Genomic DNA, 12,377 nt, shown 5'->3' with positions numbered 1-12,377 from the left:
CCAAGGGCGCCAGCCTTCGTAACGGTATCAAGTGCCGCTTTTCACCTTGGTCCAGATCCGCGTGCGGATGCGGTCGATGTTCAGCGGCATGGCTTCCAGGGCGTAGAGTTTTTCCATCACCTCATCGGGCGGGTAGACGGTGGTATCGGCCTTGAGTGTCGGGTCGACCAGCCCGTCTGCCTGGCTGTTGCCATTGGCGTAGTGCACATGGTCGCTGATGGCGGCGATCACCTCTGGCTCGAGCAGGTAGTTCATAAAGGCGTAGGCAGCCTTTTCATTGGGCGCATCCTCTGGCATGGCGACCATGTCGAACCACATCGGCGCGCCTTCCTTGGGGATCACGTAGGCGATGTCGACGCCGTTGCCGGCCTCCCTGGCGCGGGCGCTGGCCTGCATGATGTCGCCGGAGAAGCCGACCGCCATGCACACGTCGCCGTTGGCCAGCTCGCCCACGTATTTGGAGGAGTGGAAGTAGGCGACGTTTTTGCGCATCTCCATCAGCAGCGCTTCGGCCTTCTTGTAGTCCTCGGGCTTCTGGCTGTGATGTGGCAGGCCCAGGTAGTGCAGGGCGATGGGCAGCATTTCCGGGCCATTGTCGAGAATCGCCACGCCGCATTTGCTCAGCTTGGCCATCAGCTCGGGTTTGAAGATCAGGTCCCAGGAATCCAGCGGCACATCGCTTCCGAGCACGGCCTTGACCTTCTCGACGTTGTAGCCGATGCCGGTGCTGCCCCACAAATAGGGGAAGCCGTGCTGGTTGCCCGGGTCGTTACCTTCCAGGGCCTTGAGCAGCGTGGGGTTGAGGTTCTTCCAGTTGGGCAGTTGGCTCTTGTCCAGCTCCTTGAGCGCGCCACCCTGGATCTGCCGGGCCATGAAGTGGTTGGAGGGGAACACCACGTCATAGCCGGAGCGGCCGGCCATCAGTTTGGCGTCGAGGGTTTCGTTGCTGTCGTAAACGTCGTAGTGGGGCGTTACGCCGCTGGCCTGCTGGAAGTTCTTCAGCGTGTCGGGGGCGATGTAGTCGGTCCAGTTGTAGATGCGCACGTCCTGCGCCGCCTGGCTGACCGAGGCGACGAGCATCAGCGGGATAAGCGTTTTCAGCATGGGAGACCTCAACCGTTGTTATCGATGTTGTGGAGGCAGCAGTCAGAAAATCAGTACATAAGTCTTGCGCAGCGTTTCTTGTATGTCCCACACCTAGGGGCTGCTCCCGTTTCAGCGCGCACCGCGTTGCAGCGAGAAATCACGCAGGCTAGGCGGAGGACGCAGTAAATGGCATTCCCTTTTCAAGTCCTCCAACGACGCATGGCGTGATTTCCCGCGCAACCCGAAGGGCCGGGCCAGTTTTGCCGCGATGCTGCGTTTCTCGCCGACTCATTTGGCCCGCCAAACCTCGCGGCTCGCGCCTTGCCTCGCGGTAAAGCTGGCTCCGGCGCGGGTGCGTTGAAACGGGAGCAGCCCCTTCAGTGTTGGCCAGCAACATGAGGGCGTCGCCGGCTTTGATCTCGATCGGCTCGCCCACGTCGGGAATGAAGGTGCAGCGCCCGGCGATGAAGTGGCAGAACTCCTGCTGCACGATCTGCCGGCGCCAGCGGCCGGGCGTGCATTCCCAGATGCCGGTTTCCACGCCATCGTCGCGCTCCCGCAGGTCACCGAGGTGATGGCTGCGGGCTCGCTGAGCGGTACGGCGACCGGGTTGTGTTCGTCGAGTGCGACGTTTGCGGTGTCGCGGAAATGGGTGATGGTCATGCGGGCAACCTTGGGTTTGGGAGGGGTGTTCACCTCATGAAGCCTTCCATCAGGCTGGCGATGCGCTGGGCCATGTAGCGCTGCCAGGGCCGGCTGGAGGGGTCGGCCAGCAGTTTGTCTTCGCGCACGAAGCTGCGGATGATGGCGTTGTATCCCAGCCAGCGGCAGGGTTCCGGCTCCCAGCGCGGCAGATCCTGCACGCGGGTGTCGTGGCGTACCCAGGGTTGGCGAGTGAGCGGGGTGCTGTGGCCGAGAATCAGGTCGGCCAGGGTGCGGCCACCGAGGTTGCTGGCGCCCACGCCTTCGCCGCCATAACCGCCGGACAGGGCGATGCCGGCGCTGCGGTCGCAGAGCATGTGCGGGTGAAAGCGCCGCGCCATGCCCAGGTTGCCGCCCCAGGCATGGGTGATGCGCACGCTGCGCAGTTGCGGGAACAGCTCGCTGAACAGATAGCGGCGCAGGCCACGCTCTTCGTCGCTGAGGTTGAAGTCGCCCCGCAGGCGGCTGCCGAAGCGATAGCCGCCGCGGGCGCCAAAGATCAGCCGGTCGTCGCGGCTGCGCTGGCCGTAGGTGACCTGGCGGCTGGCTTCGCTGAACGCCTGGCCGCGCTCCAGGCCGATTTCCGCCCATGTCGAGGCCGGTAGCGGTTCGGTGGCGACGATCAGGCTCTGCACGGGAATCTGGTGGCGCCCCAGCGGCGGCAGCCTGGGCGAGTAACCCTCGACGGCCGGCACCACCCAGTCGGCGCGCACCTCACCAGCCTCGCAGCGCACGCTGCCGGCCTGCCAGCTCAGGGCTGGGGTGCCTTCATAGATGCTCACGCCCATGGCCTCGACGCAGCGGGCCAGGCCACGGACCAGGCGGGCCGGCTGGATGGTCGCGCAATGCGGGGTGTGAATCGCCCCATAGGCGCCCGGGATGCGCAGCTGTTGCGCCAGTTCCTCAGCGGGCAGCCAACGATAGTCGGCCTCGTTCAGGCCTTCCTCACGGTAGCCGCGCAGGTATTCGCGCAGGCGCAGCTCCTGCTCCGGGTAGCGGGCCGCGCAATACAGCACACCGCCCTTGCGGTAGTCGCAGTCGATGCCTTCGCGCTGCAGCACCTGACCGACCTCATCGGGAATGCCGTGCAGCAGGTCGTAGGATTCCCGCCGTGCCTGTGGGGTGAGGCCGGCGAGCAGGCGATCCTCGCCAAGCAGGTTGCCCATCAGCCAGCCGCCGTTGCGACCAGAGGCGCCGAAACCGGCGATCTTCGCTTCGAGGATGACGATACGCAGCTCGGGTGCCTGGCGCTTGAGGTAGTAGGCCGTCCACAGCCCGGTATACCCGGCGCCGATGATGGCCACGTCGGCCTGCAGGTCGCCGGGCAGCGACGGGCGCGGGGTCAGCGGCTCATCCAGTTGATCCATCCACAGGCTGATGTTGCGCCAGTCGTTCATGCACCGCTTCCACACGAGATGTATAGGGCAAGCCTAGTGGCCGACTCAGCAGTTGTCTTGCGTGCGTGTCCGCGCGTAAAGGTCTTTCAAATAGGCCTTTGGCGTCATTCCGGTATGGCGGCGGAAGGTGCTGTAGAAGGCGGTCAGGGAGTTGAAGCCGGCTTCGAAGGCCAGTTCGTCCATGCGCCGCAGGTCGCTGCCGGCCTGCAGGCGTTCGAGCAGGTGCTGCAGGCGCGCCTGGTTGACGTAGCGGTAGAAGCTTTGGCCGAGCACCTGGTTGAGCAGGTAGGACATCTGGTTGCGGCTGTAGCCGGTGGCGCTGGCCACCTGCTGCAGGCTCAGGGCCGGATTCAGAAAGGGCTGGCGACCCTGGAAGTAATCCTGCAGGTCCTGGGCCATGAAACCCAGCTGGCGGGTCGACAGCCCCAGCTTGCTGATCGCCGCGTTGCTCTGGATCGGCGCCCGCGCATCCGGCCCTTCGTGCACCAGCGAGGCGTATTCGTTGACCCGCCAGATCAGCCCGTCGCGCACGGTGATGGCCTCGGCGGTACGGAACGACACCAGGCCCTCGCCGCCATGCAGCGTGGTGCGGTACTGGATGAACGCGGTGTGGCCGTCGATACGGATGCGGTCGGTATGCTCCAGCGCTTCCTCCGGGTGGCGCGGCATGGTGCTGAGCACGTAGTCGCGCAGCTCGGCCAGGCCCATGGCGCGGTTGAGGAAGAAGTCGTGGTACTCGACCTCGGGGTGATAGAGCGCCATCACCGCCTCCAGGTCGCGGTACTTCCAGCTGTAGTGGTAGCGCAGCACGGTTTCGCGGGTGCGTTCGGTCTGGGCGGGGTCGTCGGGAAGCTCAGGCATGCCGGTTGGGTCCAGAGGGCTGTCGCCAGATTGCCCGACTGCGCCAGGCACCTCAAGCCGAGGAGCTGTGCTCATGGGCCGGGTGGCTTGAACATGAGGATAACTTGTTTTTAACGTTAAAAGGTTGAGTTTGTTTCACTCAGCTGGCCCCTCGACAATGCACGCCATCATTTATGCATTGGAGATATCGCCATGGCCCTGGCACACAGCCTCGGATTCCCCCGAATCGGACGTGACCGCGAACTGAAAAAAGCCCAGGAGGCCTTTTGGAAAGGCGAGCTGGACGAAGCCGGCCTGCGCGCCGTGGGCCGCGAGCTGCGCGCCCGCCACTGGCAGGTGCAGAAGGATGCCGGCATCGACCTGCTGCCGGTCGGCGACTTCGCCTGGTATGACGGGGTGCTGGCCCACTCGCTGACCTTCGGGGTGATTCCCGAGCGCTTCCGCCCGGCGGATGGCAAGCCGACCCTGGACACCCTGTTCGCCATGGCCCGTGGCGTGAGCAGCGATGCCTGCTGCGGCGGTGCCCATGCGCAGCCCCTTCATGCACTGGAGCTAACCAAGTGGTTCGATACCAACTACCACTACCTGGTGCCCGAGTTCACCGCCGACCAGCAGTTCGCCCTCAGCTGGGAGCAGCTGTTCGAGGAAGTCGCCGAAGCCCATGCCCTCGGTCACAGCGTCAAGCCGGTGGTGATCGGCCCGCTGACCTACCTGTGGCTGGGCAAGCTCAAGGGCGAGGCCCAGGGCTTCGACAAGCTGGAGTTGCTCGAACGCCTGCTGCCGCTCTACGGGCAGATCTTCCAGCGCCTCGCCGAGCAGGGCGTGGAATGGGTGCAGATCGACGAGCCGATCCTGGTGCTCGACTTGCCCCAGGACTGGAAGAACGCCTTCGAGCGCGCCTACAACAGCCTGCAGCGTGAGCCGCTGAAGAAGCTGATCGCCACCTACTTCGGGGGCCTGGAAGACAACCTCGGCCTGGCCGCCAACCTGCCGGTGGACGGTTTGCACATCGACCTGGTGCGCGCGCCAGAGCAGTACCCGACCATTGTCGACCGCCTGCCGGCCTACAAGGTGCTGTCCCTGGGCGTGGTCAACGGCCGCAACGTGTGGCGCTGCGACCTGGAAAAGGCCCTGGCGGTGATCGCTCATGCCCACAGCCGGCTCGGCGAACGCCTGTGGGTGGCTCCCTCCTGCTCGCTGCTCCACAGCCCGGTCGACCTGGCCCGTGAAGAGGGGCTGGATGCCGAGCTGAAAAGCTGGCTGGCTTTCGCCACCCAGAAGTGCGCCGAGGTGGCGCTGCTGGCACGGGCCGTCAACCAGCCCGATGCCCCCGGGGTACACAAGGCGCTGGCCGAAAGCCGCGCCGTGCAGGCCAGCCGGGCGGCGTCGCCACGGATTCACAAACCCCAGGTTCAGGCCCGCCTGGCAGCGGTGAAGGCCAGTGACAGCCAGCGCCGTTCACCGTTTGCCCAGCGTATCGCCAAACAGCGTGTTGGCCTGGCCCTGCCGCCATTCCCGACCACCACCATCGGCTCTTTCCCGCAGACCTCGGCGATCCGCCTGGCCCGCCAGGCGTTCAAGCAGGGCAAGCTGTCGCTGGGCGATTACACCGATGCGATGCACAGCGAGATTCGCCATGCGGTGGAGATTCAGGAACGCCTGGGCCTGGACGTACTGGTGCACGGCGAGGCCGAGCGCAACGATATGGTCGAGTACTTCGCCGAGCAGCTCGACGGCTACCTGTTCACCCGCTTCGGCTGGGTGCAGAGCTACGGCTCACGCTGCGTCAAACCGGCGATCATCTATGGCGACCTGAGCCGCCCGAAAGCCATGACCGTGGAGTGGATCCGCTATGCCCAGAGCCTGACGGGCAAGGTGATGAAGGGCATGCTCACCGGCCCGGTGACCATGCTGATGTGGTCGTTCCCTCGCGAGGACGTCAGCCGCGAACTGCAGGCCCGCCAGTTGGCCCTGGCACTGCGCGATGAAGTGGTGGATCTGGAGGCGACCGGCATCAAGATCATCCAGATCGACGAGGCGGCGTTCCGCGAAGGCCTGCCGCTGCGCAAGGCCGAGTGGCAGCGCTACCTGGATTGGGCGACCGAGTCGTTCCGCCTGTGTGCCAGCGGTGTGCGCGACGAAACCCAGATCCACACCCACATGTGCTACAGCGAATTCAACGACGTGATCGAGTCCATCGCCGCCATGGATGCCGACGTGATCACCATCGAGACCTCGCGCTCGGACATGGAGCTGCTGGACGCCTTCGAGGCCTTCGAGTACCCCAATGAAATCGGCCCGGGCGTCTACGACATCCATTCGCCGCGGGTGCCGGACACCGCCGAGATGGTCAAGCTGATGCGCAAGGCGGTGCGCCGTATTCCCGCCGAGCGCCTATGGGTCAACCCGGACTGCGGCCTGAAGACCCGCGGCTGGCCGGAGACCGAGGCGGCGTTGGTCAATATGGTGGCAGCGGCGCGGCAGCTGCGCAGAGAGCTGGCGTGAGATTTCGGGTCGTCGCTAGTTAAACCCTGCGGTGTCGCCAACGACCCGTTCTCATGTGGGAACGGGCGGGGGTGCCTGATCCATGCCCGTGATATCGCGCGCATGGCGCGCTCCCACACATGCAGGCGCTGCCTGATGCTGGCTCGCGGGCTTTGGCCGATAGCTGTTCAGCCCGCCAGATACTGCTCGGCCGACACCACCGTCGCATAGGCAAATGCCAGGGCCGCCATATAGGCCGCCTGCACCTGCGCGGCCGGCACCTGCTGGCCTGCGAATTCCTGATCACGGGTCGCGCAGGCATCGTGGATCACCGTGGTGGCGTAACCGAAATCGGCGCTCGCGCGGGCCGCGGCGTCGATGCACATATGGCTCATGGCGCCGACCAGGGTGACCTCCTGCACGCCGGCCTTGTCCAGCTGCGCTTTCAGATCCGTACCGAGAAACGCATTGACCTTGTGCTTGAGCACAACCGGCTCGCCGGCCAGCGGCTTCACATCGCTGTGGATCTGCGCACCGCTGGAGCCGGGCGCGAAGAACGGTGCGTCGGCGCTTTCGAACTCATGGCGCACATGCACCACCGTATCACCGGCAGAGCGCGCGGCGGCCAGAACGCGCGCGGCATTGCCGGCGGCGCTGTCCATGCCATGCAGCGACCACTTGCCGCCGGTGAAGTAGTCGTTCTGGATATCGATCAGGATCAGGGCGCGCTTGCTCATGTTGGTTTCCGTGATAAGGGACGTCCCCCACATTAACCCGCCCGCTGCCAAAGCGGGAGGTGCAGGAGGCGGGGGCGGGTGGTGCGACACTCACCCCGAGCCACGATTGGGACCATCTCAGACCGAATCTTCGGCTGCCTTGCCCGCCGGATTGTCGCGGGTGGGCATGGCGAGGATTTCCGGCAGCACGTCGCGGGCGAACACGGCGTGCAGGCGCCACAGCTCGGCGACCGGGTCGAGATGGTGGTCGACGCGAATGTCCCACAGCGGATATTCCTCGCGATCGACGATATAGATCACCGCCGAGGACTCGCCTTCGCGATCGCCGCCACGGTCATCGCCCGCTTCCAGGGCGTCGATCAGGCGCTCGACCAGCGGCCGCTCCTCACCCAGGCGAAAGGCATCGGCGACGGCATCGAGCACCTGCGGGCCGGCCAGGCGGTTGCCCTGCACCGAGAACTGCTCGCCGGACAGCGAGCCGGCCCAGGGAATGCATTCACTGCCCGTCCAGCACACGCTGTCGCCGTTACGGTCGATCAGCGCCAACTGGCGCAGCTGCATGCAGGGGTCGGTGTCCATCAGCTGCTTCAAGGCGGCAGGCGCCGAATGGCCCGCGCGCAGCAGCGCCAGGCCGTCGAGCCCCAGGTACGGGTTGACCTGGGCCTGGGTCGCCACGGCACCTGCGCCAGCGGCGGCATGGCTGAGCAATTTGCCCACGGCGGGCATGGCGGTGGCGGCGGCAACGCCGAACTGGCCGGTTCTCGGGCAGCGGGCAACGATGGAAAAGGTCATGGCGGCTCCTGTGTGCGCGTGTGGCTTAGGCCCCGTCCCGCGGGTGATCGTTCCGCGTGTCGTGTATCGGTATTTGTTGATAAGCATTATCATTCGCTATTTTGCCGCTTCGTTTCTGTCCGTATCGCCACGAGCAGCCGTTTACATGGTCGATCTCCCGTCCTCGCCCGAACCTCGCCAGCCCGATCCGTCCGTGACGGAACCGGTGCAACCTGACGCGTTCCTGCGCACCTTTCTCGCCCGTCGTGAACAGATGGAGGCGGTATTGCGCCGGCGCGTCGGCTGCAGGGCGACTGCGGCGGATCTGCTGCAGGAGCTGTTTCTGCGCTTCTGGCGGCGGCCCGGTGCACCCCTCGAAGACCTGGGCAGCTACCTGATCCGCAGTGCCCATAATCTGGCCATCGACCACCTGCGCAGCGAGGACGCACGCACCCGTAGCGAGGCGGGCCTGCTGCCCGAGCAGCGTGGCGACTCTAGCCTTTCACCGGATGCGGCCCTGGAGGCGGGCAGTGATCTGCGCCGCGTCGAGGCGGCCTTGCGGGCGTTGCCGGAGCGCACCCGGCATATCTTTCTGCTCAACCGCATCCACGGCCAGACCTACGGGCAGATCGCCCGCGGCATGGCGCTTTCCCAGAGCGCGGTGGAAAAACATATGATGCGCGCCCTGCAAGCCTGCAAGGCCAGCGTCGTCGATACGCCGGCCGTCCCTTCACACGGAAGCGTCGCGCCATGAGTCAGCCAACCTATCGGCAGCAAGAGCCGCTATCGCGCATCGAACAGGACGCCTGGCTGTGGCTCGGCCGCCTGCAGGGGCAGCCCGGCGATGCCGTGCAGATGGCTTTCGAGCGCTGGCTGGCCGCCGCCCCCGAGCATGTCGACACCTTCGTACGCATGCAGGCGCTCTGGCACCTGAGCCGCCCGGCCGCCCAGCTGCTGGCCGATGAAGACGCCGCGGCCCTGCAGCAGTATCTGCGCCCGCCTGGGAGCACCCGCCGGTACTGGGCGCCGACCCTGGCGATGGCCGCCTGCCTGCTGCTGGTGGTATGGGCCGGCGGCTGGCAGCCGCTGCGCTGGGCCGATGACCTGGGCGCGGACTGGGTGTCGGCGCCGGGCGAGGTGCGCAGCGTAACCATGGCCGATGGCTCGAGCGTGGTGCTGGACGCCGACAGCGCCATCGCCGTGCGCTACAGCGCGGGCGAACGCCATGTGGAGCTGCGCCGCGGCGCAGCGTACTTCAGCGTGGTTGCGGGGGTGATTCCCTTTACCGTCGCCGCGGCCGGTGGCGAGGCGCGGGTGCTCGGCACCCGTTTCGAGGTGCGCCGCCTGGGCGAGGGCGCCCGGGTGTCGGTGCTGCAGGGGCGGGTGGCGGTGCGCGGCGGGCCGTTGGAGGCGCCTCGGGTGCTGACGGCCGATCAGCAGGTCAGTTATGCCGATGGCGTCAGCGGCAATCCCCTGGCCGTCGATACCAGTGCCCTGACCGCCTGGCGCGATGGCCGCCTGAGTTTCTACCGCGCGCCCCTGGGCGAGGTGCTCGATGAGCTGCGCCGTTATCACCCGGGACGCATCGTGCTGCTCAACGACGAGCTGCGCGGCAAGCGAGTCAGCGGCAGCTTCGCCAGCCAGGATCCCGGGGCGATTCTCGATGCCCTGCAGGGCGTGGTCGGCTTCGAGCAGCACAGGGTGCTGGGGCGGCTGATCATCCTGCGCTGAAAAATATTTTCAGGCAGGGGTGAGGTACGTGCAGGTGGCATCCGTGTAGTGCTGTGAATGCGACTTTTTCGCACTGAGCAGCCCCCGGGATGAAGAACATCATGAATCACCGCATCAAGCGCCGACAGGATGCTGCCCTGAAACACCTCGGCCTGGCCACCTGGCTGCTGGGCACGTCGCTGCTGCCCCTGGCACCGGGCGTGCTGGCCCAGGCCTCTGCCGATCAGGCCGCGACCTACGCCTTCGCCATCGCCGCCCAGCCATTGCCCCAGGCGCTCGACGCGTTCAGCCGCACCACCGGCCTCAACGTGGTGTACACCGACGACGCGCCTTACAGCGTGCAGGCGCCGGCCTTGCAGGGGCGCATGAGCGCCGAGCAGGCGCTTGCCCGGTTGCTGGCCGGCTCCGGCTTCACCTTCGGCCGAGCAGGCGCTAACACCGTGACCTTGCAGGCGCTGCCCGCTGACGGCGCGGTGAGTCTGGGCGCGGTGAACATCCAGTCGCAGCGCACGTCGAGCGCCAGCTACCAGCCGCCGGAAACCACCTCGCTGACCCGCAGCGATACGCCGCTGCTGGAGATCCCCCAGGCCGTCGCCGTGGTGCCGGCCCAGGCGCTGCAGGATCAGCAGCCGCAGACCCTCGACGAGGCGCTGGCCAACGTCAGCGGCATCACCCAATCCAATACCCTGGGTGGCACCCTGGATGCGGTGATGAAGCGTGGCTTTGGTGACAACCGCGATGGCTCTATCCTGCGCGACGGCATGCGCACCATCCAGGGCCGCAACTTCACCGCCACTGCCGAGCGCGTCGAAGTGCTCAAGGGGCCGTCGTCGATGCTCTACGGCATTCTCGATCCGGGCGGCGTGATCAACGTGGTGAGCAAGAAGCCGCAGCTGGAGAGCTACCGCGCCGTCACCGGTCGGGCTTCAACCTACGGCCATGGCAAGAACGGCAGCGGCGGCACCCTGGATGTCACCGGCCCGCTGGGCGAAACCGGCCTGGCTTACCGCCTGGTCGCCGATTATGACGACGCCGACTACTGGCGCAGTTTCGGCACCAACCGCGACAAGACCTTCGCGCCCTCGCTGGCCTGGTACGGCGAAGACACCACGGTGACCCTCAGCCACGAGTACCGCGAGTATTCGGTGCCGTTCGATCGCGGCACCATCTTCCGTAACGGCAAGCCGCTGGACATTCCCGCCGAGCGCCGACTGGACGAGGCCTACAACATCACCGATGGCCGCTCGCACCTGACCCTCTTCGACCTGTCGCATCAGCTCAACGAAGACTGGAAAGCGCACTTCGCTTACAGCTACAACCGTGACCGCTACGACGATTATCAGGCGCGGATCTTCCGTGAGCCCGCCTCGCAAACCAGCAACGACTACGTCCGCCGCCTGGATGGCACCCGCGGAGCCGTCAGCACCTCGCACTTCGCCACCTTCGATCTGGATGGCACGGTGCAGCTTGGCGGCATGCAGCACGACCTGTTGATGGGCGTGGACCACGAATACCGCAAGTTCTACCGTGAGGACCTGCTGCGCCAGAACACCGCCGTCCGTTTCGACCCGTTCAACCCGGTCTATGGCAACGTGCCGGTACCGACAACGGTGGTTGCCAGCGACAGCGACCAGACCGATCGGGTGGTCACCCAGTCGGCGTTCTTCCAGGATTCGGTGCACTTGGGCGAGCAGTGGATCTTCGTCGCCGGCGCCCGCTATCAGCTCTATGACCAGATGTCCGGGCGCGGCCGGCCGTTCAACAAGAACACCGATATCGATGGCCAGCTCTGGGTGCCGCGTGTCGGCCTGGTGTACAAACTCAACGACGAGCTGTCGCTGTATGGCGGTTACACCGAGTCGTTCAAGCCCAACTCGACCATCGCACCGCTGACCAATGGCGCCTCCATCAACGGCGTGCCGCCGGAGGAGGGCAAGAGCTGGGAAGTCGGCGCCAAGCTGGATAGGCCCGGACGCATCACCGGCACCCTGGCGCTGTTCGATATCGTCAAGGAGAACGTGCTGGTGACCCAGACCGTGGGCGGTGAAACCTTTGCCACCGGTGCGGGCGAAGTGCGCTCCCGCGGTGTCGAGCTGGACGTGACCGGGCAACTGACCGACGACCTCAGCCTGATCGGCACCTACGCCTTTACCGATGCCGAAGTGACAAAGGACCCGGAACTCAAGGGCAATGGCCTGCAGAACGTCGCCCGACACACCGCGTCGCTGTATGGCGTCTACGACTTCGGTCAGCTGTTCGGTGCGGACCGTGTGCGCGCCGGTGTGGGGGCTCGCTACGTGGGTGACCGGGAAGGCGATGCGGCCAACAGCTTCACCTTGCCGTCCTACACCGTGGCCGATGCCTTCACCAGCTACGACACCCGCCTGGGCGACAGCAAGCTCAAGCTGCAGCTCAACCTGAAGAACCTGTTCGACAAGACCTACTACAGCTCGTCGGTGAACAACCTCGCCGTCTCGGTTGGCGAGCCGCGCCAGCTGCAGCTCTCCAGCACCCTGGAGTTCTAGGTGAGCTGCAAGCTACAAGCCTCAAGCTGAAAGTGAAAGCGCGTAACGCTCCTACTCGCAGCTTGTAGTTTGTAGTTTGTAGC

General features: G+C 65.8%; 9 protein-coding genes and 1 pseudogene. 4 read left to right on the top strand and 6 right to left on the bottom strand.

The window, feature by feature from the left end; all coding sequences use genetic code 11:
* Positions 1–27: 27 nt before the first annotated feature.
* The 4 genes and pseudogenes from SA190iCDA_RS19150 to SA190iCDA_RS19135 all read right to left on the bottom strand — a co-directional run bounded on the left by SA190iCDA_RS19150 (position 28) and on the right by SA190iCDA_RS19135 (position 4,046).
* The gene (locus SA190iCDA_RS19150; protein ID WP_139159472.1) at positions 28–1,104 is read right to left on the bottom strand and encodes a polyamine ABC transporter substrate-binding protein; all 1,077 of its coding nucleotides are present in this window, start codon (positions 1,102–1,104) and stop codon (positions 28–30) included.
* 322 nt (positions 1,105–1,426) lie between these two features.
* Positions 1,427–1,749: pseudogene (locus SA190iCDA_RS19145) on the bottom strand (cupin domain-containing protein); the annotation flags it as partial.
* Between the two features lie 29 nt (positions 1,750–1,778).
* Positions 1,779–3,185 carry an NAD(P)/FAD-dependent oxidoreductase gene (locus SA190iCDA_RS19140; protein WP_070885615.1) on the bottom strand — a complete coding sequence of 469 codons (1,407 nt, stop codon included), beginning with the start codon at positions 3,183–3,185 and terminating at the stop codon, positions 1,779–1,781.
* 45 nt (positions 3,186–3,230) lie between these two features.
* A complete protein-coding gene (locus SA190iCDA_RS19135) occupies positions 3,231–4,046 on the bottom strand; it encodes an AraC family transcriptional regulator (RefSeq protein ID WP_070885614.1) in 816 nt (271 codons plus the stop codon).
* A gap of 192 nt (positions 4,047–4,238) precedes the next feature.
* Here SA190iCDA_RS19135 and metE point away from each other — a divergent pair, with 192 nt between their 5' ends.
* Positions 4,239–6,551 carry a 5-methyltetrahydropteroyltriglutamate--homocysteine S-methyltransferase gene (gene metE / locus SA190iCDA_RS19130; RefSeq protein ID WP_070885613.1) on the top strand — a complete coding sequence of 771 codons (2,313 nt, stop codon included), beginning with the start codon at positions 4,239–4,241 and terminating at the stop codon, positions 6,549–6,551.
* A gap of 167 nt (positions 6,552–6,718) precedes the next feature.
* On the opposite strand, the gene SA190iCDA_RS19125 is transcribed toward metE, so the two are convergent.
* On the bottom strand, positions 6,719–7,267 hold the full coding sequence (locus SA190iCDA_RS19125; RefSeq protein WP_070885612.1) for a cysteine hydrolase family protein: 549 nt from the start codon (positions 7,265–7,267) through the stop codon (positions 6,719–6,721).
* Between the two features lie 117 nt (positions 7,268–7,384).
* Positions 7,385–8,059, bottom strand: a complete 675-nt coding sequence (locus tag SA190iCDA_RS19120) for a DUF1028 domain-containing protein (protein ID WP_070885611.1) — start codon at positions 8,057–8,059, stop codon at positions 7,385–7,387.
* 145 nt (positions 8,060–8,204) lie between these two features.
* Between SA190iCDA_RS19120 and SA190iCDA_RS19115 the strand changes: the two genes are divergently transcribed.
* The 3 genes from SA190iCDA_RS19115 to SA190iCDA_RS19105 all read left to right on the top strand — a co-directional run bounded on the left by SA190iCDA_RS19115 (position 8,205) and on the right by SA190iCDA_RS19105 (position 12,294).
* A complete protein-coding gene (locus SA190iCDA_RS19115; RefSeq protein ID WP_070885610.1) occupies positions 8,205–8,792 on the top strand; it encodes an RNA polymerase sigma factor in 588 nt (195 codons plus the stop codon).
* Entirely contained in the window at positions 8,789–9,769 is a 981-nt protein-coding gene (locus SA190iCDA_RS19110; RefSeq protein ID WP_070885609.1) for a FecR family protein, read from the top strand. The genes SA190iCDA_RS19115 and SA190iCDA_RS19110 overlap by 4 nt, the downstream gene beginning before the upstream one ends.
* 101 nt (positions 9,770–9,870) lie before the next feature.
* Positions 9,871–12,294, top strand: coding sequence for a TonB-dependent siderophore receptor (locus SA190iCDA_RS19105; protein WP_070885775.1), 2,424 nt, complete (start codon positions 9,871–9,873; stop codon positions 12,292–12,294).
* Positions 12,295–12,377 lie beyond the last annotated feature (83 nt).

Origin of the sequence: Pseudomonas argentinensis, assembly GCF_001839655.2 — a bacterium.
Lineage (GTDB): Bacteria > Pseudomonadota > Gammaproteobacteria > Pseudomonadales > Pseudomonadaceae > Aquipseudomonas > Aquipseudomonas argentinensis_B.
This window is presented reverse-complemented; position numbering and strand designations above follow the sequence as displayed.

Bases quoted from the DNA above. Each gene is read 5' to 3' on its own strand.
- metE (WP_070885613.1), top strand. From the start codon at position 4,239: ATGGCCCTGGCACACAGCCTCGGATTCCCCCGAATCGGACGTGACCGC.
- SA190iCDA_RS19110 (WP_070885609.1), top strand. From the start codon at position 8,789: ATGAGTCAGCCAACCTATCGGCAGCAAGAGCCGCTATCGCGCATCGAA.
- SA190iCDA_RS19140 (WP_070885615.1), bottom strand. From the start codon at position 3,185: ATGAACGACTGGCGCAACATCAGCCTGTGGATGGATCAACTGGATGAG.
- SA190iCDA_RS19150 (WP_139159472.1), bottom strand. From the start codon at position 1,104: ATGCTGAAAACGCTTATCCCGCTGATGCTCGTCGCCTCGGTCAGCCAG.
- SA190iCDA_RS19120 (WP_070885611.1), bottom strand. From the start codon at position 8,059: ATGACCTTTTCCATCGTTGCCCGCTGCCCGAGAACCGGCCAGTTCGGC.
- SA190iCDA_RS19135 (WP_070885614.1), bottom strand. From the start codon at position 4,046: ATGCCTGAGCTTCCCGACGACCCCGCCCAGACCGAACGCACCCGCGAA.
- SA190iCDA_RS19105 (WP_070885775.1), top strand. From the start codon at position 9,871: ATGAATCACCGCATCAAGCGCCGACAGGATGCTGCCCTGAAACACCTC.
- SA190iCDA_RS19115 (WP_070885610.1), top strand. From the start codon at position 8,205: ATGGTCGATCTCCCGTCCTCGCCCGAACCTCGCCAGCCCGATCCGTCC.
- SA190iCDA_RS19125 (WP_070885612.1), bottom strand. From the start codon at position 7,267: ATGAGCAAGCGCGCCCTGATCCTGATCGATATCCAGAACGACTACTTC.